This window comes from Amycolatopsis sp. NPDC114478, from assembly GCF_055633805.1.
The window spans coordinates 98637-123409 of the sequence record NZ_JBVKDO010000025.1 but is presented as its reverse complement, the minus strand read 5'-3'; the positions used below and the strand labels follow the sequence as shown (position 1 = coordinate 123409).

Sequence of the window (24773 nt, the reverse complement as noted above, 5' to 3'; positions counted from 1 at the left end):
CCGGCATCGCGCACCTGCACAACATCCTCCTCGCCAACTGACCGGCAACACCAGCCCCACCAACCACAACACGAGTTACGAGACATCCCTTAGGCCGCGAATAGACCGCAAGCAGCCGCACTCGACCGGACTGCACCGGTTGTAGCCGGACAACACAAAGCGAGCCCTCGCCCAGATTTCGCCTGGTCGCGGGGCCGGTTTCGGCTGGTCAGGTTGCGTGCCCCCGGTGAGATTCGAACTCACACTGGACGGGTTTTGAATCCGTTGCCTCTGCCAGTTGGGCTACGGGGGCTCGACGGCGTAACCCTACGGGATCACCGAACCCCGTCCGTGACCGGCCCCGGGGTGTCGCGCCCGCCACTTCGTGGTGAACGCCATCTCTTCTTCTGGATCGTTCCCGGTAGGCTTCAGGTTCGCGGGAAGCCGCGAGACCCACCGTCCCGCCTAGTCTTCAGGAGGACCCCGGTGACCGATCAGGCTACCGAGGCCAACGTGCCGCAGCGTCGGGTGCTCGTCGCGGAGGACGAGGCTCTCATCCGGCTGGACCTCGTCGAAATGCTGCGTGAAGAGGGCTATGAAGTGGTCGGGGAGGCGGGGGATGGCGAGCAGGCCATCTCGCTGGCCACCGACCTCAAGCCCGATCTCGTGATCCTCGACGTCAAGATGCCCAAGCTGGACGGGATCGAGGCCGCGGCCAAGATCACCGGCGACCGGATCGCCCCCGTCGTCATCCTCACCGCCTTCAGCCAGCGTGACCTCGTCGAACGCGCCCGGGACGCCGGGACCATGGCCTACCTCGTCAAGCCCTTCGCCAAGCGGGACCTCGTGCCCGCCATCGAGCTCGCCGTCAGCCGGTTCTCCGAGCTGCAGGCCCTCGAGGCCGAGGTTGCCGGGCTTACCGACCGGCTCGAGACACGCAAGGTCATCGACCGCGCCAAGGGCCTGCTCATGAGCCGGCAGGGCCTCACCGAACCCGACGCCTTCCGCTGGATCCAGCGCACCGCCATGGACCGCCGGACCACGATGAAGGCCGTCGCCGAGGCCGTCGTCGAAAGCATCGGGAGCTAGCCGGACACGACGGCCGGCGGGCAGAATCACCAGGGTGAAACTGCTCCCGGCCGTCGTCGCCCTCACGCTCCTGACAGGCTGCGAAGCGGCCCAGCCGAGCACGCCCGCGCCCACCACCTACGAGCTGCCGCCGCGGCAGGTGCGGCCCGACGAGACCGCCCTCAAGCTGCCGCCCGTCAAGAACGGCGACACCGAGTTCGACTTGATCGGCCTCGCCGCCGGGCTGCCCAGCATCACCGGGAGCCACGCCGAGATGCTCCCCAAGGGCCAGTACGTGCGCCTGCGGCTGGTGGTCACCAACACCGGGACCTCCAGCGTCCTCTTCGACACGAAACGCCAGCTCCTGGTCGACGACCAGGGCGCGACCCACCCGTCGGACGAGCAGGCCATGCTGATCAAGCGCCAGCCCGCCCAGTTCGACCTCGGCCACGGCGTGCGCGTCGAGTTCGACCTCTACTGGGACATCCCCAAGGACCGGAAGCCGGTCACGCTCCGGGCCTTCGGCGGCCCGACCATCACCGACATGAAGAACCTCACCGGCACCGACATCAAGCTGTGAGAAAGGGGCCCGGCGAGAACCGCCGGGCCCCTTGAAAAGCAACTCAGACGCCGAGGTCGCCACCGAGGTAGGCGGCTCGCACCTTCGGGTCGTTGAGCAGGTCGGCCCCGCGGGCGCTCTGCACCACTCGGCCCGTTTCGAGCACGTACGCCCGGTCCGACAGCTTCAGCGCCTGCTGGGCGTTCTGCTCCACCAGCAGCACCGTCGTGCCGCGCTTGTTGATCTCGCGGATGATGTCGAAGATCTGCGCGATCAGCATCGGCGCCAGGCCCATCGACGGCTCGTCGAGCAGCAGGACCTTCGGCTTGGTCATCAGCGCGCGGCCGATGGCGATCATCTGCTGCTCGCCGCCGGACATGGTGCCGCCGAACTGGGTCTTGCGCTCCGCGAGCCGGGGGAACAGCTCGTAGACCTCCTCGAGGTCGGCCTGGAGCTCGTCCTTGCGGGTGTACGCACCCATCAGGAGGTTCTCCTGCACCGTCATGCCGGGGAACACGCCCCGGCCTTCCGGCGACTGGCCGATCCCGAGCAGCACGCGCTTGTGCCCCGGGGTCTTCGAGATGTCCTGGCCGTTGAACGTGATCCGGCCGCTGGTGAGCGGACGCAGCCCCGAGATCGTCTTGAGCGTCGTGGTCTTGCCGGCGCCGTTGGCGCCGATGAGGGAGACGATCTCACCCTCGTCGACCTGGATGCTCATGCCCTTGAGGGCCGCGATCTTGCCGTAGTGGACGTTGATGTCCTCGACCTCAAGAAGCATCTTCGGACACCCCCAGGTACGCCTCGATCACCTTCTGGTTGTTCTGCACCTCTTGCGGCAGCCCTTCTGCGATCTTCTGCCCGAAGTCGAGCACCGCCAGCCGGTCGCTGATGTGCATGACCAGGCCCATGTCGTGCTCGATCAGCAGCACCGTGCGGCCGTCGTCCCGGATCTTGCGGATCAGCGCCTGCAGGGCGTTCTTCTCCGCCGGGTTCATGCCCGCGGCCGGCTCGTCCAGCAGCAGCAGCTTCGGGTCGGTCGCGAGCGCCCGCGCGATCTCCAGCCGGCGCTGGTCGCCGTAGGAGAGGTTCTTCGCGACGCTGTTCTCGACCCGGCCGATGCCGACGAAGTCGAGCAGCTCCCGCGCCCGCTCCCGGCCCCGCTTCTCCTCCTTGCGGTGCGTCGGCAGGCCGAGCACCGCGCCGATCGCGCCCGTCTTGTGGTGCGCGTCCGCGCCCACCATGACGTTCTCCAGCGCCGTCATGTTGTGGAACAGCCGGATGTTCTGGAACGTCCGGGCGACGCCGCGCTTGGTGACGCGGAACCGCTTCATCCCGTCGATGCGGTCGCCGTCGAAGCGGACCTCGCCCTCGGTCGGCTGGTAGACGCCGGTGATCACGTTGAACACCGTGGTCTTGCCGGCGCCGTTCGGGCCGATGAGGGCGAAGATCTCACCCTCGTTGATGCTGATGTTGACCTCGCGCAGGGCGGTCACGCCGCCGAAGCGCATGGTCACGTTGTCGAACTCGAGCAAGGTGTTCACTTGGCGACCTCCGCCGACGCGTCGGACTCCGGCCCGGCCACCTCGGCGCCCATGGCACCCATGCCGCCGGTTCCTTCCCGTAGTTCGGCCTTGCGCTGCCGGGACGGCAGCAGGCCTTCCGGCCGCAGCGCCATCATCAGCACCAGGACCGCGCCGAAGACGAAGATGCGGTAGTCGGCGAAGTTCCGGAAGCGCTCCGGCAGCCACGCGACGACGAACGCGCCGAGGATGACGCCCGGCAGGTTGCCCGCCCCGCCCAGCACGACCGCGGCCAGGATGGTCGCGGACAGGATGAACGGGAAGTTGTTCGGCTCGACGAACACGGCCTTGCTGGCGTAGATCGTGCCGGCGAAGCCACCGATCATGGCACCGATCGCGAACGCGAGCAGCTTGAACTTGAACGTCGGCACGCCCATCAGCTCGGCCGCGTCCTCGTCCTCGCGGATCGCCGCCCACGCCCGCCCGACGCGGCTCTTGTTGAGCCGGATCGAAAAGACGACGACGAGCACGATCGCGAACAGCATCAGGTAGTAATACGGCGCCGGGTCGAGGAAGAACTCGACCCCGAAGATCGGCTCCGGGTGCGGGACGTTGGTGATGCCGCGCGCGCCGCCGATGGCGTCGGTGTTGTTCGCGGTGATCCGGACGATCTCCCCGAAGCCCAGGGTCACGATGGCGAGGTAGTCACCGCGTAGCCGTAGTGTCGGTGCGCCCAGGATGACGCCCGACACCGAGGCCAGGAAGATGCCGAGCACCACCGTCGGCCAGAACGACCAGCCGTACTTCGTGCCGATCGCGGCCCAGGTGTAGGCGCCGATCGCGAAGAACGCCACGTACCCGAGGTCCAGCATGCCGGCGTGGCCGACCACGATGTTGAGGCCGACGGCCAGCAGGATGTACGTCCCGATCGGGAAGATCAGGACTGTGGTCCAGTCCGAGTCCGGCGACATGAAGGCGCCGATCCACGGAGCGGGCAGGATCAAGGCGAAGACGATCAGCAGGATGTAGACGCCGTAGCGCTGCCACTGCGGAGCGCCGGCCCACCAGTCCCGCATGCCGTCGACGGGGTGGAAGCCCCGGCGGGCCGGGGATTCGTTTTCGGGTGCCACTTCGTCGCCTTTCATACGCGTGCCCGCTGCAGCGATTCACCGAGAATGCCGGTGGGCCGGAACATGAGCACGAGCACCAGGATCACGAAAGCCGTGACGTCCTTCCAGGCCGAGCCGAGGAAGATGGAGCTCCAGTTCTCGACGAGACCCAGCACGATTCCGCCGAGCAGGGCGCCCCGCAGGTTGCCGATACCGCCGAGCACCGCGGCGGTGAACGCCTTGATGCCGAGCAGGAATCCGATGCGGTAATCGGTGTTCTCGTATTCCATGACGAACAACGCGGCCGCGACGCCGGCCATGGCCCCGCCGAGCAGGAACGTGATGCGGACGATGCGGTCGATGCTGACGCCCATCAGCACGGCGGCCTCGGGGTCCTGGGCGGTCGCGCGGATACCGCGGCCGATCCGGGTCCGGCGCACCAGCTGGTCGAGGATGACCATCACGATGACCGCGCCGACGATCACGAAGACGTGGTCGGTGCGCACGACGCCGTTGCCGATCCGGAACAGCTCCTCGTGCGGCACGAAGCGGGGCGCGGACTGCTGCACGCGGCCCGACTTGCCGAAGACGTCCGGGATGACGATGAGCGCGAACAGCTCCTGCAGGAACAGCGACGCGCCGATGGCCGAGATGAGGGCGGCGAGCCGGGTCGCGCCCTTCTTCCGCAGCGGCCGGTAGGCGACCTGCTCCAGGACGATCGCGGATCCGCCGGAGACCAGGGCCGAAACCACGATCAGCAGCAGCAGGATCCCGATCATCGAGAAGACCGTGAACGGCGCCGAGGGCGCGATGGTGATGAGGATGAACAGGGACGTCATCGTCCCGATCATGAAGATTTCGGAGTGGGCGAAGTTGATCAGCCGCAGCACGCCGTAGACCATCGTGTAGCCCAGGGCGATGAGGGCGTAGATGGAGCCGGCTACCAGGCCGCCGATGGTGCTGCCCAGAAACTGGCTCTGCAGATCTTGGAACATGACGTAGTTGCCTTACCTGACGGGGCGAGGATGGTCGCCACATTGGCGGGGAGCGGGGGTGCTGTGGCCGTCCACAGCGCCCCCGCTCCCGTGAGGTGTTCCGCTAATCCGTCAGCCGTTGATCTTGGCCTCGGTCGACGCGCCGAGGTTCTTGATGACCCCGCCGACGACCTGGTAGACGTAGATCGCGTTGGTCTGCGGCTCGCCGTTGTCCTTGAACTTGATCTGCTTCGACGCGCCCTTGAAGTCTTCCGTCTTCAGGAAGTCGTTGATCTTCTCGCCGGTGGTGTTGCCGGCCTTGACCGCGTTGATGATGGCGGTCGCGGCGTCGTAGCCCTCGGTGGCGTAGATCGCCGGGTCGACGTTGAACTTGGCCTTGTACTTCGTGGCGAAGTCGTTGCCGGGGGCACCCGGGTCCGGGATGTTGCACGGGCAGCCGACCACGGCCTTCTCGGCGGCCGCGGCACCCGCACCGGAGACCAGCTGCGGGTCGAGCGAGCCGTCACCGGTGGCGAAGATGGCCTTCACGCCACCGTCGCGGAGCTGCTTGAGCAGCCGGCCGGCCTGGGCGTAGTAGCCACCGAAGGTGATGACGTCCGGGTTGGCGGCCTTGACCTTCGAGACGGTCGAGGAGTAGTCCGACGCGTCCTTGGCGAACTTGTCGCGCTCGGTCGTGATGCCCTTCTCCTTGAAGGTCTTCTCGAAGGCGTCCGCCAGGCCGACGCTGTACTCCTGGTCGTCCGAGATGACGAACGCGTTCTTCGGCGACTTCGCCGTGATGAGGAAGTTCGCGATGGCCGGGCCCTGGTCGTTGTCGTTCGCGACGACGCGGTGCCAGTACTTCCAGCCGTTCGCGGCGAGACCCGGGTTGGTCGCCGACGGCGACACGCTCGGGACCTTGCCCTGCTCGAGGACACCGCCGACGGCCTTCGACTCACCGGAGAACGCCGGGCCGATCAGGGCCGTGATCTTGTCCGTGCCGATCGCGGTCTGCACCAGCGAGGTGGCCTGCTCCGGCTTGCCCTGGCTGTCGTAGTTCTTCAGCTCGAGCTTCACCTTGGGGTTCGTGGCGTTGTACTCGTCGATGGCGAGCTTCGCCCCGTTGTTGGGCGGGATCACGATCCCGGAGTTCTCCCCGGTCAGGTCGCCCATGAACCCGATCTTCAGCGTGCTGCTGTCACCGCTGCCCGACGAGCTGCTGCCGCCGGCACAGCCCGCCAGCGCCAGCGACGTCGCCGCTGCGAGGGCGAGAACCCGTCCAAAACGCACTCCTGACACCGACTACCTCCCATGACCAACCAGCCGCCGGTAGGCGTTGCCCCCGACACAGGGGCTAGGTTAGGGCAGGAAGATATCCCTCTCGCCCGTCATGTGCACAGGCGGCCTCACTACTCTGTGTCCACATCGTGACGATCGCAACCGACACGAATTGCACGAAAAGCCGAACGACGTTTCGTTACAGCCCGCCGCTGGTCACGTAGCGATACTAAGTATCGGGGCTCGTTATGCGAATGGGTGACAGCCGTGTTTCGGCGGTATGTCATCGTCCATTTCGGCGGGCGGTGCGTGGCCGGTTTCCCGCGATCCGCTGTTCACCCTGGCGGGGGCCGCCGGGAGCGGGCACCGCCGGAGGGATGCACCTTACGTCCGGTTCGCGCCGCCGATCGGACCAGCCCCCGTCCAGGTCTGCCCGAAAGGCCGCCCGGCCCGACCGGCCGTCACAACCAACGGTTGTCGTGGCCGCCGGAACGGCTGTTGGACGCGCGCCCCGCCCCGGCTGTTCGCTGGAAGCAGCCGAGAGACAGGGAGAGAAGGATGCGGGAAGCGATCGAGGGCGTCGCGGCGGGCGTGCCGTTCGTGGCGCTGGCACCGGCGGACCCGGCCGCGCCGGCGGGGCTGCTGGCGGGCTGGCACCTGATGGAGGAGCCGTCGAACGAGCGGGCCTTCGCCGAAGCGGTGCCGATGACCGGGCTGCAGGCGTGGCGGGTCTACTTCGGCCTGCCGCTCACCGGCGCCCGGCTGCCCGAGGGCGGTCCGGCGGAGCTGTTCCGGCTGGCGAGCGAGGACGCGGTGCTCAACGTCTTCGCGCCGGTCACCGAGCAGGCGGTCGCGGAGTTCCCCGCGGCGCTGGCCGAACTGCGGGACCGGCTGCCGGGCGCGACCGGCCCGCTCGGCGTGTTCGGTGGCTCGGCGGGTTCGCTGGTGGCACTGGAGCTGCTCGCCCGTGCCGACGTCGAAGCCGCCGCGGTGGTCAGCCCGGTCGCCCGGCTGGCGCCGGTGATCGGCCGCAACGAGCGCCTCTTCGACATCACCTACCCCTGGACGCCGAAGTCCCGGGCCGTCGCCGACCACTACGACTTCGTGCGCCGAGCCGGCGAGCTGACGGCACCGCTGCTCCTGGTCGCCGGGGCCGACGACGACGTCGCCGTGCGCGAGCCGGCCGAAGCGCTGCGCGAGAAGCTGGGGACCGAACTGGTGACCGTCGACGGGATGGCGCACGAGTTCCCGCCGGGAACCCCGGAAGCGAAGGCGGTCGACGCGGCCTTCACCGCGTGGTTCGCGCGGCGGCTGCGAGCTTGACGTCGTCGTCCGGCAGCCAGGCGTGCCCGGGGTCGTAGGCGCACCAGTCCTCTTCACGGCTGGTGCGCCCGGCCAGCGCCAGCAGCCGCCGCAGCGCCGGGCTCGCCTTGCCGCGCCGCCAGACCAGCGACCACGGGAACAGCGGCGACGGCTCGAACGGCAGCACCGTGAGGTTCAGGTCGGGCGCGAGCTCCATGTCCGCCCCGGCGAGGGTGACGCGCCGCTTGCCGTAGCGCGTCTGCTCCAGGGTGTGCCGCAGGTCGAAGCTGACACCGGAGTCGTCGATCGGCACGCCGAACCGCTCGCACAGCTCCCGCAGGTAGGACAGCCATTCCGCCGGGCCGCGCAGGCCGGGCAGCCAGATCCCGTCGGCGCGCAGGTCGTCCAGGCGCAGGACGTCCCGCTGGGCCAGCGGGTGTTCCGGGGCGAGCAGCGCGACCAGCGGTTCGAGCCGGACGACCCGGTGCTCCAGCCCGTCGGGCAGCGGCCGGCCGATGCCGCTGACCCGGCCGATGGCGAGGTCGAGCTCACCGGACAGCAGCGGCTCGACGGCGCCCGCGAACCCGCCACCGGCGACCCGGTCGATCCGCAGCGCCGGCTCCCGCTCGGCGAGCCGGCGGAGCAGGAAGATGGGGGAGAGCCGGTAGTCGACGACGTCGAGGCGCAGCGGCCGATCGTCGGCGCCCATCGCGGCCACCGCCGCGTCGGCCAGCCGCACCAGCTCACGCGCGTGCGGCAGGAAGCGCTCGCCGTCGGCGGTGAGCTCGACCGACCGGTTGGTGCGCAGGAACAACGGCGTGGCGAGCGCGTCCTCGAGCTTCCGGATCCGCTTCGACAGCGCCTGCTGCGTGAGGAACAGCGCCTGGGCCGCCCGCCCGAAGTGACGGTGTTCCGCGGTCACGACGAACGCCCGGACCTGGGCGAGGTCGAGGTCCACGCGCTCAGGCGCCGGGCGGGCGGTCCCGGACGACGCAGGTGAGCCGGGCGGTGCAGGTCCGCCGGCCCTCGTCGTCGGTCAGCACGATCTCCGCGGTGATGGTGCCGCGGCCGACGTGCAGCGGCGTCGCGACGCCGGTGACCGTGCCCGCGCGGACGGCGCGGTGGTGCGTGCAGGACAGCTCCAGCCCCATCGCGGCGCGGCCCGGGCCGGCGTTCAGCGCGGCGACCGTCGAGCCCAGCGCTTCGGCGAGCACGGCGTTGGCGCCGCCGTGCAGCAGGCCGTACGGCTGGAGGTTGCCTTCGACCGGGATCGTGCCGACGACGCGTTCGGCCGTCGCCTCCAGCAGCTTCATGCCGACCTTGTCGTTCAGCTGCTGGTCCGCCGCTGCCGGGTCGATACCCGACAGCCGCTCCACGTCGATGGGGGCGGCGCTGTCCGTCACGCAAAGCTCCTGTTCCTATGCGACACGTAAGAGTGTCGGACCCTCAGCCTAGACTCGGCCCCGTGAGCCCGAGTGAGAAGACGACCGTTGCCAACGCCACAGGAACCACCTCTGTCGCCGAGCGGCCGAAGCTGCTGCTGATCGACGGCCATTCGATGGCCTACCGCGCTTTCTTCGCCCTGCCCGCGGAGAACTTCAAGACGAAGACCGGCCAGGTCACGAACGCGGTCTTCGGCTTCACCTCGATGCTCATCAACCTGCTGCGCGACGAAGCGCCGACCCACCTGGCGGTGGCGTTCGACCTCTCGCGCAAGACGTTCCGCTCGGAGACGTACGCGGAGTACAAGGCGAACCGCAGCACGACGCCGGACGAGTTCCGCGGCCAGGTGGACCTGGTCAAGGAGGTCCTCGAGGTGCTCGGGATCCCGTCGCTGGTCAAGGAGAACTTCGAGGCCGACGACATCATCGCCACGCTCACGACGCAGGCGACGGCCGACGGCTTCGACGTCCTCATCTGCACCGGCGACCGCGACGCGCTGCAGCTGGTCAACGAGCACGTCACCGTGCTGTACCCGAAGCGCGGCGTCTCGGAGATGACCCGGTTCACCCCGGACGCCGTCGAGGAGAAGTACGGGCTCACCCCGCGGCAGTACCCGGACTTCGCCGCGCTGCGCGGCGACCCCTCGGACAACCTGCCGAGCATCCCCGGCGTCGGCGAGAAGACCGCGGCCAAGTGGATCAAGCAGTTCGGCTCGCTCGACGACCTCATCGACCGCGTCGACGAGGTCAAGGGCAAGGTCGGCGACGCGCTGCGGGCGCACCTGTCGTCGGTCCAGCTCAACCGCCAGCTGACCGAGCTGATCCGCGACGTCGAGCTGGAGATCGCGCCGTCCGGGCTGGAGCTGCGCCCGTGGGACCGCGAAGCGGTGCACGCGCTGTTCGACGAGCTGGAGTTCCGCGTGCTGCGGGACCGGTTGTTCGCGACGCTGCAGAGCGCCGAGCCGGAGGCCGACGAAGGCTTCGAGGTCTCGGGGTCCGCGCTCGCGCCCGGCGCGCTCGGGGCGTGGCTCGAGGCGCACGCCGGGGCGGGCGAGCCGGTCGCGCTGAGCTTCCGCACGGTCGGCACGTCGGTCCGGTCCGACCTGCGCGCGGTCGCGTTCGCCTCGGCCGACGGCGAAGGCGCGTACGTCGACGTGACGGCGATGGACCAGGCCGACGACGCCGCGCTCGCCGCCTGGTTCGCCGACCCGAAGATCCGCAAGACCGGCCACGACCTCAAGGTGGCGCTGCACGCGATCCGCGCCCGCGGCTGGGCGCTCGCCGGACTCGCCATGGACACCGCGCTCGCCGCGTACCTCGTGCGGCCCGGGCAGCGCACGTTCGAGCTGGACGACCTCGCGCTGCGCTACCTGCACCGCGAGCTGCGCTCGGAGACCGACGGCGGCGACGGGCAGCTGTCCCTGCTCGACGGCGGCGCGGAAGGCCTGGAGCAGAAGGAGATCGACGAGGAGCTGGTCAAGGCCCGCGCGATCTTCGAGCTGGCCGGCGCGCTCGACAAGGAGCTCGAGCAGATCGGCGGCGCGCGGCTGCTCGCCGAGCTGGAGCTGCCGCTGCTGGAGGTCATCACCGAGCTGGAGATCGCCGGTGTGGCCGTCGACCTCGAGCAGCTGACGTCGCTCGAAGCGCACTACCTCTCGCGCGTCACGCAGGCCGCCGAAGCGGCGTACGAGGTGATCGGCAAGCAGATCAACCTCGGCTCGCCGAAACAGCTGCAGGTCGTGCTGTTCGACGAGCTCGGCATGCCGAAGACCAAGCGCACCAAGACCGGCTACACCACCGACGCCGAGGCGCTGCAGGGCCTGTTCGAGAAGACCGAGCACCCGTTCCTGCAGCACATGCTGGAGCACCGGGACGCGACGAAGCTGCGCACGACGGTCGAGGGCCTGATCAAGTCCGTCGCCGACGACGGCCGGATCCACACGACGCTGCTGCAGACCATCGCGGCCACCGGGCGGCTGTCCTCGACCGAGCCGAACCTGCAGAACATCCCGGTCCGCACCGAAGAAGGCCGCCGCATCCGCGACGCGTTCGTCGTCGGCGAGGGCTACTCCGAGCTGATGACCGCGGACTACAGCCAGATCGAAATGCGGATCATGGCGCACCTGTCGAAGGACGAGGGCCTCATCGAGGCGTTCCACTCCGGCGAGGACCTGCACACGTTCGTCGCGTCGCGGGCGTTCTCGCTGCCGCCGGAGGAGATCACGCCGGAGCTGCGCTACCGCGTCAAGGCGATGTCGTACGGGCTCGCGTACGGGTTGTCGGCCTACGGGCTTTCGCAGCAGCTGCGGATTTCCACCGAAGACGCCAAGTCCCAGATGGAGGCGTACTTCGCCCGCTTCGGCGGCGTGCGCGACTACCTCCATTCGGTGGTCGGCGAAGCGGCGAAGAGCGGCTACACGGAGACGATCTTCGGCCGCCGCCGCTACCTGCCGGACCTCAACAGCGACAACCGCCAGCGCCGCGAGATGGCCGAGCGGATGGCGCTCAACGCCCCGATCCAGGGCAGCGCGGCCGACATCATCAAGGTCGCGATGCTCAACGTCCACCGCGCGCTGGTCGAAGCGAAGCTGAAGAGCCGGATCCTGCTGCAGGTGCACGACGAGCTCGTGCTCGAGGTCGCCGACGGCGAGCGCGAGCAGCTGGAGAAGCTGGTGCGCGACGGCATGGGGTCGGCCTACGACCTGGCGGTGCCGCTGGAGGTCTCGGTCGGCTACGGGCGGTCTTGGAACGAAGCCGCCCACTGAAGTCACACTGCGCCACGACCCGGATCACCGGGTCGTGGCGCGGGTGTACTCGGCCGGCCGTCGTCGGGTGCCGGGCGCCGCGACGAAGCTGGCGTGCATGGCCAGTGACTTCCAGCGACGCAAGATCTCCGGCGTGTTCGGCGCGATGGACGCCGACGCCGACGGTTACCTGACCGAGTCCGACTTCCGCGCGCTCACGGCGAGATGGCTCGACGTCCGCGGCACCGACGCCGGCACGCCCGAGGGCGAGAAGCTCGCCGCGATCATGATGGGCTGGTGGGCGACGCTGCGCGACGCGTCCGATCGCGACCGTGACGGCAAGGTCACCCTCGACGAGGTCCTCGCCGTCGTCGACGAACTGCCGAAGATGCCGGGCACGGTCACCGGCACGGCGGCCGCGATGTTCGAGGCGGTGGACGAAAACGGCGACGGCGCGATCTCGGCGGCCGAGTACCGGCGCATGATCGAGGCGTGGAGCGGCACCGGCGTCCCGACGGACGAAGTGTTCGCGCTGTTGGACACCGACGGCGACGGCCGGTTGTCCCACGACGAGTTCACCGGTCACTGGTACGAGTTCTGGGCCGGCGACGACCCCGCGGCGGCCGGCAGCTGGGTGTTCGGCCGTGTCTAGCAGCACAGGGTTTTTCCGACGGCTCTGACGAAAATACTCACCGGCACACCACACCGTTCGGCGTTCCTACCAACGGAGGACTCCGTTCGGGTGAGCCATTACCGCTGGGTAGGGAGGTCGGCGCCCACCCGGGAGCGATCACGGCGTAGGGTCCGCCGAATGGGGTTCGAGCGTGAGCGACGACGCTGGCGGGTCCGGCTGCACGACGAACTCGGCCGGGTGTGCGGTGCGGGCACGGTGCTGGACGAGTACCACGTCCTCACGAGCGCGCACGTCGTCGAAACCGCCGGGGGGCAGCGGTCCGCGCTGAGCGTCGACTTCGTCGGCCTGGCCGAGGCGATGCCCGGCTCGGCGACCGTCGTCGAAGGCTGCTGGGTGCCGTCCGACGGTGGCGGCCGCGGCGATCTCGCCGTGCTGCGCCTCGACCGCCCCGAGTCCCGCGTCTTCCGCGCGCCCCTGCACCGCATGCCGCTCGGCGAACACCAGCTCGTGCGCGCCTTCGGTTTCCCGCCGGGTTCGGTCGGCCGCTGGACGCACGCCCGCCTCGGCGGCCCCGAGCACCCGGGCGGTCCCGGCGGCGAGTGGGTCCGGCTGTTCCGCACGGCCGAAGCCGAGCCGCTCGGCCCCGGCTTCGGCGGCACGGCGGTGATCGACGAAGCGACCGGGCACGTCGTCGGCGTCGTCGTCGGCAAGGACACCGGCACGTGGATGATCCCGGTCGAGACCATGCTCGGGCACCTGCCGCAGCTGAGCATCTGGACGTCGGGCAGCCCGGCCGTCGACGCCAGTTTTTCGCGCCCGGTCGGCGAAGCCGTCGACGTCTCGTTCGTGCAGAGCGTCGCGGACTGGTTCGCCAAGGCCGAGCCCGGCACGGTCTGGGTCGTCGACACCGGCGAGGCCGGCTCGCCCGTCGCCGCCGCGCTGCGGTTCGGGATCGTCCTCGCCGACCGCGAACGCTCGCTCGGCGTCGCCGGCCTGCCGCCGGCGCTCGGGGAGATGCCGCCGGCGGGCAGCGTCGACCTCGCCGTGGACGCGACCGGCCGCACCGCCGACGCCGTCCGCCACCGCATCGCCGACCGGCTCACGACCGGGGTCGCGGGCCGCACGCTCGTCGTGGACGCGATCGACGACTCCGCCGAACCCGACCGGCTGGTCGGCGAGGTGCTGGCACCGCTCGCCGGCCGAGCGGCCGAGCTCGGCATCCGCCTGCTGCTCGGCTTCCGGGAGGAGTCCTCGCCCGGGGTGGCGGCGATCCGCGCGGGCACGCTCGGCGCCCGGCCGGCGCCGGACGACCTGGCGGGCCGGCTCGACGTGCTCACGCAGTCGGTGGAGGAGCTCGCCGAGATCGAGGCGTACCAGCTGAGGGTGGCGACGCGGTTCACCGGCGTCGCGATGCTGCCGGCCCGCGCGCAGCGGCTGCGCGGAGCGTTGAAGCAGCTGCGATCGGCCGAGGTGGACGGCGACGCGGAGTGGGTCGAGAAGCACATCGACGGCCACGAGCACGCGGTCGCCCCGGCGGTCGAGGACGGCCGCCGCCAGCGAGCGGTCCTCGACGGGTTGGTAGCTCGTCGCGAAGAGCTGCGGGCAAGGTTGGCGGCGGACAACGAGCTGGCCCGCGAGCACGGCTTGGACGGCGACCCGGAGCTGGAGCAGGCGTACGTCCCGGCGAAGAGGCTGCTGATCGACGGCCCCTGCGAGCTGACGGCGGCGGCCACGGCGGTCGACACGTACGCGGCGGCGGTCCGCGCCCGCCTCGAAGACCGCGGCTAACGCCGGCCGAGGCCGCGGATCAGCACCATCACCGCGTCCCGCACCTCACTCCGCGTCCGCTGCGGCCCGAACACCTGCCAGTCCAGCGCCACCACCAGCATCGTCCCGAACAACCCCGCCGCCGCCGTCGGGATCTCCACCCCCTCCGGCAGCCGCCCGGCCGAGTCCAACCGCGACAACTGCTGCTTCACGATCGAGATGATCTCCTCGCGCAGCAGGGAAAGCGTGTCGTGCCACTGTCCCGGCGTCCGCCACAGCTCGCTCACCAGGATCTGCGAAAACCCCGGGTAAGCCGCGATGAACTCCAACGTCGTGTCGACTTGCGCCTCGATCACTTCCAGGGGATCCGCCTCGGAAACCGCAAGACGAAGCCGCGAAGCGAGCATGTCCACCCCGTACCGCAGGAGCCCGTCGACCAGGCCGTCCTTCGAACCGAAGTTGTAGTAGACCGTGCCCTTCGCGACGCCCGCCTCGGCCGCGATGTCGTCGACCGTCAGCCCGACCAGGCCGCGGCTCTTCGAGAGCCGCAATGTGGCCTCGAAGAGCTTCTGCTTCGTCCCGCCGCTCACAGGCTCAGCTCGGGCTTGAGCGCGGACACCGTCCAAACGCGACGTTTGCGCGCGGCCAGCGTCGACACCAGGATCCCGCCCACCAGGTACGCCAGCAGCACGCCGATGTCACCGAGGATCTGCACGGTGGCGCCGCTGTAGAACAGGTGGCGGAAGCCGTCGATCGCGTAGCCCATCGGCAGCACCACGTGCAGCGGGTAGAGCGCATCCGGGATCGTCTGCCACGGGAACGTGCCGCCCGCGCTGACCAGCTGCAGCACCAGCAGCACCAGCCCGAGGAACTTGCCGACCGCGCCGAAGAACGCGTTGAGCGCGTGCACCACCGACGTGAACGTCAGCGACACCAGCACCGCGAACCCGATCGCGCCCAGCGGGTGCGCGATGTGGATGCCGACCAGCCACGTCACCGCGCCGAACAGGACGATCACCTGCGCGATGCCCAGCAGCGCCGAGGACAGCCAGCCGCCGACGGCGACCCGGAACGGCGCCGCGCCCGCGGTCAGCGCCCGCGTCGAGAGCGGCCGCAGCAGCAGGAACAGCACGAACGCGCCGATCCACGTGGCCAGCGAGATGAAGAACGGTGCCAGGCCCGCGCCGTACGTCCCCGCCGACGCCTCGCCGTTGGCGTTCACCGCCACCGGGTCGGCGATCGTGTTGGCCGTCGCGTTGCGGGTCGGGTCGTCCGGGTTCGGGATCTGCTGGAGTCCGGCGGCCAGCCCGTCGCGCAGCTTCACCGCGCCGTCCGCCAGCTGGTTCGTCCCGGTGACGGCCGTCTTTTCGCCGTCGCTGAGCTGCGAAGCGCCGTCACGCAGCTGGTTCGCGCCGTCGGACGCCTGCGCGATGCCGCTGGTCAGCTGCGGCGACGCGGCGGCGAGCTTGGCCGCGCCGTCGGACACCTGCCGGGCGCCGTCGGCCAGCTTCGCGAGGTCGTTGTCGGCCTGCTGGATCTTGCCGTTCGCCTGGTCGACGGGGGAGCGCAGCTGGTCGGCCTTCGCGAGGATCGCCTGGACTTCGCTCTCCGGCACGCCCGCGTTGCGCAGGTCGGTCTGGAGCTGGGCGCGGTAGGAGTCGAGCTTGCCCTGGATGTCGGACGAGGCCGTCGCGGCCAGCGACGCCGCGTCGGCGACCTTCTGGTCCCCGGCGGCGACCTGCGAAGCGCCGTCGGCCAGCTTCTGCGTCTGCGACGGGAGCGAAGCGGTGCTGTTCTTCAACGTTCCCAGGCCGGTCGCCAGCGTCGACGAGCCGTCCGCGAGCTTCGCGGCGCCGTCGGCGAGCTTCTGCTGGCCGGTCTTCAGCTGGTTCGCGCCGTCGGCGAGCTGCGACGCGCCGGTCGACGCCTCCTGGATCTTGGCGTAGATCGTCGAGAAGCCGACCAGGAACCGGTCCGCGGCCTCGCTGCCCACCTTCTCCGCGATCGTCTTGCGCACCTGCTCGGCGACCTGCTTGGCGATGGTGCCGGAGAGGTAGTTGTTGGCGTCGTTGGTGGTCAGCGTGATCGTCGCCTGCTGCGGCTGGAAGTTGCCGACCGACAGCAGCGCCGCGGAGAAGCCGCTGGGGATGCCGATCGCGAAGGAGTACTTGTCGTCGCGGACGCCGTCGCGCGCCTCCTGCTCGGACACCTCGTGCCACTGGAACGTGCCGGACTTGACCAGCTCGTCGGTCACCTCGCGGCCGACGTTGCGCTGCTGGCCGCCCGCGTCCTTCGCGCCGGTGTCGCTGGTGAAGACGGCGGCCGGCAGCTTGTCGAGGCGGCCGTAGGGGTCGTAGTTCGCGTAGAGGTAGAAGGACGCGTAGAGCAGCGGCACCAGCACGAGCGCGACCAGCGCGAGCTTCGGCATCGTGCCGGTGGAGAGGCGGCGCAGCTCGTTGCGCGCGATCCGGAAGGCGTTCATTCGGTGACCTCGTCGGTGCTCTCGGGGAGCTCTTCGGTGGGGGCGGGTTCGGGGAAGTGGTGCTGCGGCTCGGGCTGCTCGGCGGCGCCGAGGCGCGCGGGCGGGAACGGCAGCGCGGACAACGGCGTCGTCGCGGTCAGGACGACGACGGCCAGCCCGCGCTCGGCCTGCTCGCGGGCGAGGTCCGCCCAGCTGCCGACGTCGCTGGTGTGCCGGTCGGGCGTGTCGAGGACGAGCACGCGCACGCCCTTGCGCTCGGCGGCCAGCTCGGTGAGCAGCCGGGTGCGCAGGGCCGGGGTGAGGTTCTCGAACCGCGTGCCGGCGAAGGGCGCGGCGTCGTGCGCGGCGAGCCAGGCGGCGACGTCCTCCTTGCCCGCCGGGCGGTGGGCGAGCGCCAGCTCCTCGCCGACGACCACGCGCAGGGCAAGGGCTTCGTCGGGCTCGCTGACCCCGGGGGCGTCGACGACGGCGACCAGCTCGGGCAGGCCGGCGTCGGCGCCTTCGGCGTGCACGGTGCCGGTGGTCGGCTTCAGCCGCCCGGCCAGCGCGAGGCCGAACGCGGTGACGCCGACGCCGGGCTCGCCGTGCACGATCGCCAAGTCGCCCTCGCCGAAGGTCAGCGAGGTGGGCGGTAACAAGGTGCCGTGGTGCCCTTCGAGGGACACGCGATCGGCTCGGACCTGCACGGGGGACTCCAGCGTTTTTGAACTGACCGGTCAGTTCAAAAACTAGTCCCCGCCGGGGCGGGCGGCAAGATCACCGGACGCACGTCACACCCGTGGGTGACGCGCGAACGGCTCTCACCGGAGCGCCGAGGCCGGGCGCACCTCCCAGGTCGTCCACAGTGGACGATAGCCCTGCCGGTGCCAGAACACCGACGACAGCGGGTTCGTCGGGTTGTAGTAGAGGTAGCTCCAGGTCGCCCCGCCGCGGTGCAGCTCCTGGTGCACCCGGGCCATCAACGCCCGCCCGAGCCCGCCGCCCCGACGTCCCGGCGCGGTCACGACGTTGTTCACGTACCCCCACCGCCCGGCCGCGAGCAGCTCGCCGGCCTCGTTGCCGTCGGTCGCGTCGACCCACGCGCAGTGCGCCAGCGCCTGGATTTCCCCGTCCGCTTCCACCAGCCACACCGGCGGCTCGTCCTCGGCCAACGCGTCCCGCAGCGCGGGAGCGAGCAGGTCCGCCGTGTTCGCCCGGCGGGCCGCCGCGACCAGGCCGGTGTAGTCGAACGTCGCGGCCGCCAGCGCCAGCGCCGTGGGGAAGTCGTCCGGCCCGGCCCGGCGGACGGCCACCGAAGGCGGGACCTCGGGCGGCGGCGCGGTCCGCACGCCCAGCGCGCCCAGCGGCACCAGGCCGTGGTCGAGGAACGCGCGGATCGCCTCGGCGTCGCGGCTGGGCCAGACGACGACGCACGACGAGTCGTCGCCGACCGCCTCCTCGGCCACCACGTCCCGCAGCCGGCGCAGCAGCAGGCTCACGCCTTCGGTGCCGGTGTCGCCGACGTACGGGAACAGCTGCCACGTGTCGGCCGCCGACCACAGCATCGGGACGTCGGCGTGCCCCAGCCGGTGCCGCTGGAGGACGCCGGCGACCCGGGTGCCGTCCGCGGTCGCCGCGTCCAGCCGCCACCCCGCGGCCGGCGGCGCGGCGGGCGGCAGCAGCGCGTCGACCGCCGCGAAGCGCGCGCGGTGGGCGGCGAGCAGCGGCTCGGCGATGTCCATCGGGCCCCCTGGTGCGTCGGTCAGGACCAGGCGGGTCGCCGGATCCACATCGTCCACAGTGGACGATAGCCCTGCTGGTGCCAGAACACCGGCGAGAGCGGGTTCGCCGGGTGGTAGAAGAGGAACGTACCGCGCGCGTCCGGCCGCAGCAGCTCGCGATGGGCCACCGCCATCAGCGCCCGGCCCACGCCGCCGCCGCGCGCCGCGGGCGCGACCGACAGCGTGTCGACGTACCCCCAGTGCCCCGGCTGCAGTCGCCCGTGGATGCTGTCGCCCGGCGTGGGCGAAGCCAGCGCGCACGCGGCCATGCCGACCGGCACGCCGTCGTCCTCGGCGAGCCAGACCAGCCCGCTGAAGCGCAGCGAACGGACGACCTCCGCGCGCAGCAGCGCCCGCGCGCCCGGCCGGTGCTCCGCGGTGCCGACCAGCGACGTGTAGCGCCACTCCGCCAGCCGCAGGTCGGTGAGCGCGTCGACGTCGCCCTCGCCGGCGCGGCGCACGCTCACCCGCGCGGGTCCGGCCACCTCGGGCGGTCCGGGTTTCCGCACCGCCAGGTGCGTCATCGGCGCGAAGCCGTGGGCCAGCAGGACCGCGGACGCCTCGGCGTCGCGGCTCGGCCAGGCCAGCGAACAGCCCGAGTCCGGCTCCGGGCGCGTCCCGCGCAGCCGGTCGCGCCACGCGCCGAGCAGCGCGGCCAGGCCCGCCGCGCCGCTGTCGCCCGGCACCGCGGTCAGGTCCCAGATCCCCAGGGGGCCCCAAAGCGCGGGCCACGACCCCGGTGCGTGCACGACGTGCGTCAGCAGCGCGCCCGCGCGGAGCCCGCCGGTCGCCACCACCAGCGGCTCGCTCGCCGCGGGCGGGGCCGCGATCGGCGGGAGGAGCGGGTCGAGCGCGGCGAACCGCGCGTTCTGCTCGGCTTCGAGGGGGTTCACGAGCGGCGCGTGCGGAAGATCGCGGTGCCCGGGAAGAGCCGGCCGCGCAGCGGGCTCCACTGGCCCCAGACCCGCGTGTGCCCCGCCGGCCACTCGGGCTCGACCAGGTCGGTCAGGGCGAACCCGGCCGCGGCCAGCGCGCGCACGTAGTCGCCGAGGGTGTGGTGGTACTCGACGTAGGTGGCGGTGCCCTCGTCGTCGACCTCGACGTACGGCGTGCGGTCGAAGTACGGCTGGGTGACGGTGAGTCCCTGCGGGCCCGGGTCGTCCGGGAAGATCCACCGCATCGGGTGAGTCACCGAGAACACCCACGGCGCGCCCGGCCGCAGCACCCGGTGCACCTCGGCGAAGACGGCGTCCACCGAGGCCACGAACGGGATCGCGCCGAACGCCGAGCAGGCCGCGTCGAAGCTGCCGGACGCCAGCGGCAGGTACTCGGCGTTGGCCTGCACCAGCGGGACGTCGAGCCCGGTGCGGGCGTTGCCGTCGCGGGCGTGGCGCAGCATGCCTGCGGAGAGGTCGGTCGCGACGGCCCGCGCGCCTTGCGCCGTCAGCCAGCGCGCGCAGGCGGCCTGCCCGCACCCGATCTCCAGCACGCGCTTGCCGCGGACGTCGCCGAGCAGCCGCGCGTCCGCCTCCCGCACGCCCTCCGGGCACCAGACGAAGTCGGCGTCGCCGAGGAACCCGCCGTGCTCGGCCTGGTAGTCGTCGGCGTCGGCGTCCCACCAGGCGAGGTTCGCGGCGGCGGCTTCGGCGCCCCCGACCTTGCGATAGGCGACGGCCGCGGTGCCCAGCCGGTGCTCGGCCGCGTCGTGGCGCCCCGGCGCGGGCGGCTCCTCCGGTGGCATGATGGTGGTCTCCGGTCCGGTGCGTGTTTGCTTCCGCGAGGACCTTAGCGATCGAGGGGGACCCTGATTGTGCCCCCTAGCGGCCGCCGCGTACGATAAGTGTTAGCGCAGTGGGTTCGCGCTGCCTTCCGCTCAGCTTCTTGGTCGGGCTCGGGTCGCGCACCGTTATGCGGGTCATGCCGCGGTCGTTCACTGGTGGACGTTTGCTCGCAGGGTCATCGCATGTCGCAGTAGCCCATCGCGCCGACAACTGCCAACCCTCGATTCCCATCCACCGGAGCAACCCGCCTAATGACCACCGACACCGCCACCGCCCCGACCGCCCCCACCGGGCCCCAGCAGGTCGCCATCAACGACATCGGGTCGGAGGAAGACTTCCTCGCGGCGATCGACAAGACGATCAAGTACTTCAACGATGGCGACATCGTCGAAGGCACGATCGTCAAGGTCGACCGCGACGAGGTCCTGCTCGACATCGGCTACAAGACCGAGGGTGTCATCCCCTCGCGTGAGCTCTCCATCAAGCACGATGTCGACCCGGCTGAGGTTGTCACCGTCGGCGATGAGGTCGAAGCCCTCGTTCTCCAGAAGGAGGACAAGGAAGGCCGTCTGATCCTGTCCAAGAAGCGCGCGCAGTACGAGCGCGCCTGGGGCACGATCGAGGAGCTCAAGGAGAAGGACGAGCCCGTCAAGGGCACCGTCATCGAGGTCGTCAAGGGCGGCCTCATCCTGGACATCGGCCTGCGCGGCTTCCTCCCCGCGTCCCTGGTCGAGATGCGCCGCGTGCGCGACCTGCAGCCGTACGTCGGCCGCGAGCTCGAGGCGAAGATCATCGAGCTGGACAAGAACCGCAACAACGTGGTCCTGTCCCGCCGCGCCTACCTCGAGCAGACCCAGTCCGAGGTGCGCAGCGAGTTCCTCAACGCGCTCGCCAAGGGCCAGGTCCGCAAGGGCGTCGTGTCGTCCATCGTCAACTTCGGTGCCTTCGTGGACCTGGGTGGCGTCGACGGCCTGGTGCACGTCTCCGAGCTGTCCTGGAAGCACATCGACCACCCGTCCGAGGTCGTCGAGGTCGGCCAGGAGGTCACGGTCGAGGTCCTGGACGTCGACATGGACCGCGAGCGCGTCTCGCTGTCGCTGAAGGCGACGCAGGAAGACCCGTGGCGCCAGTTCGCCCGCACCCACGCGATCGGCCAGATCGTGCCGGGCAAGGTCACCAAGCTGGTTCCGTTCGGTGCGTTCGTGCGCGTCGAAGAGGGCATCGAGGGTCTGGTCCACATCTCCGAGCTGGCCGAGCGCCACGTCGAGATCCCGGAGCAGGTCGTCCAGGTCAACGGCGACGTCATGGTCAAGGTCATCGACATCGACCTCGAGCGCCGTCGCATCTCGCTGTCGCTGAAGCAGGCGAACGAGGGTGTCACGCCGGACACCGAGTTCGACCCGACCCAGTACGGCATGGCCGCCGAGTACGACGCCGAGGGCAACTACATCTACCCCGAAGGCTTCGACCCGGACACCCAGGAGTGGCAGGAAGGCTTCGACAAGCAGCGTGAGGAGTGGGAGCGCCAGTACGCCGAGGCGCACACTCGTTACGAGGCCCACATGAAGCAGGTCGTGAAGGCCGTCGAGGCCGACGCGGAGGCCGCGGCCGACGCGGCGACCGGTGTCGAGGGTGGCTCGGAGAGCTACACCTCGGGCTCGACCTCGACCGACACGAAGAGCAGCGGCGGCACCCTCGCCTCCGACGAGCAGCTCGCGGCGCTCCGCGAGAAGCTCTCCGGCGGTGCGTGAGCAGTAGCGCTCTGAGCTGACGGCGAACCCCCGGTCCACTTCGGACCGGGGGTTCGCTCGTGTCCGGGGATCAGCGGTTGCGCAGGTCCAAGCCGGCCATCATCGCTACCACCCCGCGCCGGTACATCTCTTCGTTCGCCTCGTCGGTCGGCGGGATGAACCAGTCCGGCAGCGGCGTCCGCGACGCCAGCATCAGCTCCGCCCCGACCAGGCCGTGCATCGCCGTCCACAGCTGGTAGGCCGCGGCGCGCGCGTCCGTTCCGGGCGGGCACACCCGCTCGACCCGGGCGATGAACAACGTGAACGTCGTCCGCAGCACCGCCGACCGCAACGCCGGGTCCGGGTCGAACCCCGGCACCGGGCGCTCGAACATCAGCGCGTAGCGGACCGGGCTTTCGCGGGCGAACAGCCGGTACTCGAGTGCGAGGTGCAGCAGGTCCGCGACGCCGTCGGGGCTCGACGGCGGCAGGCCTTCCAGCAGTTCCCGCAGCGAGTCGAACGTGCGCTCGTACAGCGCGTCGAGCAGGCCCGCGCGGCCGCCGAAGCGGGCGTACACCGAGAGCGTCGACGCGCCGGCGGCCTCGGCCACTCCGCGCACGGTCAGCGCCGAGACACCGCGGTCGAACAGCACCGACAGCGCCGCGTCCAGGAAGCGTTCGCGGTTGCCCTGCTCGGCGGGGCGCATCGACAGGTGCCTGGTGGCCACGGCGCACCCCCTTCGCGCACGACGACGTCCGGGTGACCCACCCGCAGCAGAAGATACGATATCCGGCGCGTCTTGGGAATGCGCTGAATGTCCGGATGTGCAGGATTCCTGTCCGTTGGACGCATGTCCGAGCACCGCGCGTGCGGGCATCGTCGGCGTCATGACGATCGAAGTCCCCGACACCGCCCTCGCTCGCGAAGCCACCGAGTACGTCCGCGACACCGCCGGCCCGCTCCTGTACGACCATTCCGCCCGCGTCTTCCAGTTCGGCGCCCTCCAAGGCCGCCGGCGCGGCCTCGTCTTCGACGCCGAACTGCTCTACGTCGCGGCGCTGTTCCACGACCTCGGGCTGGTCGCCGGCCACCGCACCGACCGGCGCTTCGAGCTCGACGGCGCGGACGAGGCCCGGCGGTTCCTGCTCGACCGCGACGTCGACGCCGAACGCGCCCGCGTCGCCTGGACGGCCATCGCGCTGCACACCACCCCGGGCATCCCCGAGCACATGGAACCCGAGGTCGCGCTGGTGACGGCGGGCGTCGAGTACGACGTCCTGGGCATCGGCTACCACGACCTCCCCGCCGGCGCCCGGGCCGCGGTCGTGGCCGCGCACCCGCGGCCGGACTTCAAGCGGCGCATCCTTGCGGCGTTCACCGAGGGCATCCGTGACCGGCCCGACACGGCGTTCGGGAACGTCAAAGCCGACGTCCTGGCCCGGTTCGTGCCAGGCTTCGAGCGCACGGACTTCGTGACCACGATCTTGGACTCACCCTGGGAGGACTGACCGCATGGAGCACCCCGAGCCCGGCACGGTGGTCGTCACCGCGAGCGGCGACGGCACGTACACGCAGCAGGTGACGACGGCGACGCACGAGCTGCTGGTCGACGAGCCGGTCGCGGTCGGGGGAGCGGACGCCGGACCGAACCCGTACGAGCTGCTCCTGGCGTCGCTGGGTTCGTGCACGGCGATGACGCTGCGGATGTACGCCGACCGCAAGGGCATCCCGCTGACCCGCGCGACGATCCGGCTGCGCCACGACCGCATCCACGCCGAGGACTGCGCGAAGTGCGAGACCGAGCGCGGCATGCTGAGCCGGATCACGCGCGAGATCTCGCTCGAGGGCGACCTGGACGACGACCAGCGCGCGAAGCTGATGCTGATCGCGGACAAGTGCCCGGTGCACCGGACGCTGTCGGCGGAGATCGCGATCGAGACCCGCGAGGCCGGCGGCTGAGCCGAGGCTGTGTCAGGCGGCGCGCGCGGTGACCGCGACCGGGGCCCGCGTGACGACGGCCGGGACCCAGATGCGTTCGAGCGCCGCCGCGCGGGCCTTGCGGCGCAGGCCCGCGAAGCTGTGCTTCGCCGGGACCAGCAGCGCGCTCAGCCAGGTCCGGCGGTAGTCCGCCAGCGCTTCGGCCACGGAGCGGTGAAGAACGCAGTGGACCAGCCCCGGCGTGCCGAGCCGGTGCCTCCCGACGTGCTTGCTGTCCGCCATCGTTCCTCCGTGTGGGCGACCCTGTCGCGCGCACGGTACGCAAGCACACCGGTGGACGTGGGTAAGCAACGCGGCGTGTCCGGATATCGGTTGAGTCACGCGTCACGTTCGCCTTGCGGCTCACCCGTCCGTGTGTCTCAGCCGGGCTCGGGTGCGCCGCCGCAGGTCACCGTCTCGAACGGCATCCACGTCCGCTCCAGCGTGTACACCGGCGCGGACGGCGTGTAGCGGAACCACGCCTGCACCCGGTACACCCCGGACACGCACGGCGCGGGTGCCGCCGTCACCACGTCCGGCACCGCGACCGCGAGGCCGCCCGCGCACAGCACGACGGCCGCCGGCCCGCCGATCCTCATCCTCATGGCTCCCCCTCCATGCGGCGGGCCTGGCGACCCGCTGACACCGCCATCGGAAATCGATTACC

General features: G+C 70.8%; 25 protein-coding genes and 1 tRNA gene. 9 read left to right on the top strand and 17 right to left on the bottom strand.

Annotated elements, in window-relative coordinates; translation table 11 throughout:
• Positions 1–218: 218 nt before the first annotated feature.
• Positions 219–292, bottom strand: a tRNA-Leu gene (locus ACZ7OH_RS43930).
• 173 nt (positions 293–465) lie between these two features.
• Here ACZ7OH_RS43930 and ACZ7OH_RS43925 point away from each other — a divergent pair.
• Positions 466–1068 carry an ANTAR domain-containing response regulator gene (locus ACZ7OH_RS43925; RefSeq protein ID WP_004559041.1) on the top strand — a complete coding sequence of 201 codons (603 nt, stop codon included), beginning with the start codon at positions 466–468 and terminating at the stop codon, positions 1066–1068.
• Positions 1069–1102: 34 nt separating this feature from the next.
• Positions 1103–1627 carry a DUF4352 domain-containing protein gene (locus ACZ7OH_RS43920; RefSeq protein ID WP_470286338.1) on the top strand — a complete coding sequence of 175 codons (525 nt, stop codon included), beginning with the start codon at positions 1103–1105 and terminating at the stop codon, positions 1625–1627.
• 43 nt (positions 1628–1670) lie between these two features.
• Here ACZ7OH_RS43920 and ACZ7OH_RS43915 read toward each other — a convergent pair whose 3' ends face one another.
• From ACZ7OH_RS43915 to ACZ7OH_RS43895, 5 genes are all read right to left on the bottom strand, one after another.
• Positions 1671–2384, bottom strand: coding sequence for an ABC transporter ATP-binding protein (locus ACZ7OH_RS43915; protein WP_400905590.1), 714 nt, complete (start codon positions 2382–2384; stop codon positions 1671–1673).
• Positions 2374–3147 (bottom strand): ABC transporter ATP-binding protein, encoded by a 774-nt coding sequence (locus tag ACZ7OH_RS43910; RefSeq protein ID WP_470286337.1) that lies wholly within the window; start codon positions 3145–3147, stop codon positions 2374–2376. The genes ACZ7OH_RS43915 and ACZ7OH_RS43910 overlap by 11 nt, the downstream gene beginning before the upstream one ends.
• Positions 3144–4271, bottom strand: a complete 1128-nt coding sequence (locus ACZ7OH_RS43905; protein WP_470286336.1) for a branched-chain amino acid ABC transporter permease — start codon at positions 4269–4271, stop codon at positions 3144–3146. The genes ACZ7OH_RS43910 and ACZ7OH_RS43905 overlap by 4 nt, the downstream gene beginning before the upstream one ends.
• The gene (locus ACZ7OH_RS43900; protein WP_400905598.1) at positions 4268–5230 is read right to left on the bottom strand and encodes a branched-chain amino acid ABC transporter permease; all 963 of its coding nucleotides are present in this window, start codon (positions 5228–5230) and stop codon (positions 4268–4270) included. The genes ACZ7OH_RS43905 and ACZ7OH_RS43900 overlap by 4 nt, the downstream gene beginning before the upstream one ends.
• A 111-nt stretch (positions 5231–5341) precedes the next feature.
• Positions 5342–6499 (bottom strand): branched-chain amino acid ABC transporter substrate-binding protein, encoded by a 1158-nt coding sequence (locus ACZ7OH_RS43895; protein ID WP_470286335.1) that lies wholly within the window; start codon positions 6497–6499, stop codon positions 5342–5344.
• 546 nt (positions 6500–7045) lie between these two features.
• On the opposite strand from ACZ7OH_RS43895, the gene ACZ7OH_RS43890 reads away from it, so the two are divergent.
• Positions 7046–7810 (top strand): alpha/beta hydrolase family protein, encoded by a 765-nt coding sequence (locus tag ACZ7OH_RS43890; RefSeq protein ID WP_470286334.1) that lies wholly within the window; start codon positions 7046–7048, stop codon positions 7808–7810.
• On the opposite strand, the gene ACZ7OH_RS43885 is transcribed toward ACZ7OH_RS43890, so the two are convergent.
• Positions 7776–8747: a LysR family transcriptional regulator gene (locus ACZ7OH_RS43885; protein ID WP_470286333.1), complete on the bottom strand. Its 972-nt coding sequence runs from the start codon at positions 8745–8747 to the stop codon at positions 7776–7778. The genes ACZ7OH_RS43890 and ACZ7OH_RS43885 overlap by 35 nt on opposite strands.
• A 4-nt stretch (positions 8748–8751) precedes the next feature.
• A complete protein-coding gene (locus tag ACZ7OH_RS43880) occupies positions 8752–9192 on the bottom strand; it encodes a hotdog fold thioesterase (RefSeq protein WP_086678973.1) in 441 nt (146 codons plus the stop codon).
• A gap of 62 nt (positions 9193–9254) precedes the next feature.
• On the opposite strand from ACZ7OH_RS43880, the gene polA reads away from it, so the two are divergent.
• From polA to ACZ7OH_RS43865, 3 genes are all read left to right on the top strand, one after another.
• Positions 9255–11996 carry a DNA polymerase I gene (gene polA / locus ACZ7OH_RS43875; RefSeq protein ID WP_470286332.1) on the top strand — a complete coding sequence of 914 codons (2742 nt, stop codon included), beginning with the start codon at positions 9255–9257 and terminating at the stop codon, positions 11994–11996.
• A 97-nt stretch (positions 11997–12093) separates the two neighbouring features.
• Complete coding sequence (locus ACZ7OH_RS43870) at positions 12094–12627, top strand: EF-hand domain-containing protein (protein WP_470286331.1); 534 nt, start codon at positions 12094–12096, stop codon at positions 12625–12627.
• Between the two features lie 159 nt (positions 12628–12786).
• Complete coding sequence (locus ACZ7OH_RS43865; protein WP_470286330.1) at positions 12787–14397, top strand: trypsin-like peptidase domain-containing protein; 1611 nt, start codon at positions 12787–12789, stop codon at positions 14395–14397.
• On the opposite strand, the gene ACZ7OH_RS43860 is transcribed toward ACZ7OH_RS43865, so the two are convergent.
• The 6 genes from ACZ7OH_RS43860 to ACZ7OH_RS43835 form a co-directional block, all read right to left on the bottom strand.
• On the bottom strand, positions 14394–14966 hold the full coding sequence (locus ACZ7OH_RS43860; protein WP_470286329.1) for a TetR/AcrR family transcriptional regulator: 573 nt from the start codon (positions 14964–14966) through the stop codon (positions 14394–14396). The genes ACZ7OH_RS43865 and ACZ7OH_RS43860 overlap by 4 nt on opposite strands.
• A complete protein-coding gene (locus tag ACZ7OH_RS43855; protein WP_470286328.1) occupies positions 14963–16858 on the bottom strand; it encodes a YhgE/Pip family protein in 1896 nt (631 codons plus the stop codon). The genes ACZ7OH_RS43860 and ACZ7OH_RS43855 overlap by 4 nt, the downstream gene beginning before the upstream one ends.
• Positions 16855–17544, bottom strand: coding sequence for an ABC transporter ATP-binding protein (locus tag ACZ7OH_RS43850; RefSeq protein WP_470286327.1), 690 nt, complete (start codon positions 17542–17544; stop codon positions 16855–16857). The genes ACZ7OH_RS43855 and ACZ7OH_RS43850 overlap by 4 nt, the downstream gene beginning before the upstream one ends.
• Positions 17545–17658: 114 nt before the next feature.
• Positions 17659–18579, bottom strand: a complete 921-nt coding sequence (locus ACZ7OH_RS43845) for a GNAT family N-acetyltransferase (RefSeq protein ID WP_470286341.1) — start codon at positions 18577–18579, stop codon at positions 17659–17661.
• 20 nt (positions 18580–18599) lie between these two features.
• Positions 18600–19511 carry a GNAT family N-acetyltransferase gene (locus ACZ7OH_RS43840; RefSeq protein ID WP_470286326.1) on the bottom strand — a complete coding sequence of 304 codons (912 nt, stop codon included), beginning with the start codon at positions 19509–19511 and terminating at the stop codon, positions 18600–18602.
• Entirely contained in the window at positions 19508–20359 is an 852-nt protein-coding gene (locus tag ACZ7OH_RS43835; protein ID WP_470286325.1) for a class I SAM-dependent methyltransferase, read from the bottom strand. Before ACZ7OH_RS43835 ends, ACZ7OH_RS43840 begins: the two co-directional genes overlap by 4 nt.
• A 291-nt stretch (positions 20360–20650) precedes the next feature.
• Between ACZ7OH_RS43835 and rpsA the strand changes: the two genes are divergently transcribed.
• A complete protein-coding gene (gene rpsA, locus ACZ7OH_RS43830; RefSeq protein WP_470286324.1) occupies positions 20651–22150 on the top strand; it encodes a 30S ribosomal protein S1 in 1500 nt (499 codons plus the stop codon).
• A 70-nt stretch (positions 22151–22220) separates the two neighbouring features.
• Here rpsA and ACZ7OH_RS43825 read toward each other — a convergent pair whose 3' ends face one another.
• The gene (locus tag ACZ7OH_RS43825) at positions 22221–22835 is read right to left on the bottom strand and encodes a TetR/AcrR family transcriptional regulator (protein WP_470286340.1); all 615 of its coding nucleotides are present in this window, start codon (positions 22833–22835) and stop codon (positions 22221–22223) included.
• A 181-nt stretch (positions 22836–23016) separates the two neighbouring features.
• On the opposite strand from ACZ7OH_RS43825, the gene ACZ7OH_RS43820 reads away from it, so the two are divergent.
• Complete coding sequence (locus ACZ7OH_RS43820) at positions 23017–23637, top strand: HD domain-containing protein (protein ID WP_470286323.1); 621 nt, start codon at positions 23017–23019, stop codon at positions 23635–23637.
• Between the two features lie 4 nt (positions 23638–23641).
• The gene (locus tag ACZ7OH_RS43815) at positions 23642–24088 is read left to right on the top strand and encodes an OsmC family protein (RefSeq protein WP_470286322.1); all 447 of its coding nucleotides are present in this window, start codon (positions 23642–23644) and stop codon (positions 24086–24088) included.
• A gap of 12 nt (positions 24089–24100) precedes the next feature.
• On the opposite strand, the gene ACZ7OH_RS43810 is transcribed toward ACZ7OH_RS43815, so the two are convergent.
• Positions 24101–24349: a hypothetical protein gene (locus ACZ7OH_RS43810; RefSeq protein ID WP_470286321.1), complete on the bottom strand. Its 249-nt coding sequence runs from the start codon at positions 24347–24349 to the stop codon at positions 24101–24103.
• Positions 24350–24486: 137 nt separating this feature from the next.
• A complete protein-coding gene (locus tag ACZ7OH_RS43805; RefSeq protein ID WP_470286320.1) occupies positions 24487–24711 on the bottom strand; it encodes a hypothetical protein in 225 nt (74 codons plus the stop codon).
• Between the last annotated feature and the right edge of the window lie 62 nt (positions 24712–24773).

Coding starts and splice junctions, on each gene's coding strand:
- ACZ7OH_RS43915 (WP_400905590.1), bottom strand. CDS start 2,384: ATGCTTCTTGAGGTCGAGGACATCAACGTCCACTACGGCAAGATCGCG.
- ACZ7OH_RS43905 (WP_470286336.1), bottom strand. CDS start 4,271: ATGAAAGGCGACGAAGTGGCACCCGAAAACGAATCCCCGGCCCGCCGG.
- ACZ7OH_RS43900 (WP_400905598.1), bottom strand. CDS start 5,230: ATGTTCCAAGATCTGCAGAGCCAGTTTCTGGGCAGCACCATCGGCGGC.
- ACZ7OH_RS43890 (WP_470286334.1), top strand. CDS start 7,046: ATGCGGGAAGCGATCGAGGGCGTCGCGGCGGGCGTGCCGTTCGTGGCG.
- ACZ7OH_RS43870 (WP_470286331.1), top strand. CDS start 12,094: ATGGCCAGTGACTTCCAGCGACGCAAGATCTCCGGCGTGTTCGGCGCG.
- ACZ7OH_RS43865 (WP_470286330.1), top strand. CDS start 12,787: ATGGGGTTCGAGCGTGAGCGACGACGCTGGCGGGTCCGGCTGCACGAC.
- ACZ7OH_RS43855 (WP_470286328.1), bottom strand. CDS start 16,858: ATGAACGCCTTCCGGATCGCGCGCAACGAGCTGCGCCGCCTCTCCACC.
- ACZ7OH_RS43845 (WP_470286341.1), bottom strand. CDS start 18,579: ATGGACATCGCCGAGCCGCTGCTCGCCGCCCACCGCGCGCGCTTCGCG.
- ACZ7OH_RS43835 (WP_470286325.1), bottom strand. CDS start 20,359: ATGCCACCGGAGGAGCCGCCCGCGCCGGGGCGCCACGACGCGGCCGAG.
- rpsA (WP_470286324.1), top strand. CDS start 20,651: ATGACCACCGACACCGCCACCGCCCCGACCGCCCCCACCGGGCCCCAG.
- ACZ7OH_RS43825 (WP_470286340.1), bottom strand. CDS start 22,835: ATGCGCCCCGCCGAGCAGGGCAACCGCGAACGCTTCCTGGACGCGGCG.
- ACZ7OH_RS43820 (WP_470286323.1), top strand. CDS start 23,017: ATGACGATCGAAGTCCCCGACACCGCCCTCGCTCGCGAAGCCACCGAG.
- ACZ7OH_RS43815 (WP_470286322.1), top strand. CDS start 23,642: ATGGAGCACCCCGAGCCCGGCACGGTGGTCGTCACCGCGAGCGGCGAC.
- ACZ7OH_RS43810 (WP_470286321.1), bottom strand. CDS start 24,349: ATGGCGGACAGCAAGCACGTCGGGAGGCACCGGCTCGGCACGCCGGGG.
- ACZ7OH_RS43805 (WP_470286320.1), bottom strand. CDS start 24,711: ATGAGGATGAGGATCGGCGGGCCGGCGGCCGTCGTGCTGTGCGCGGGC.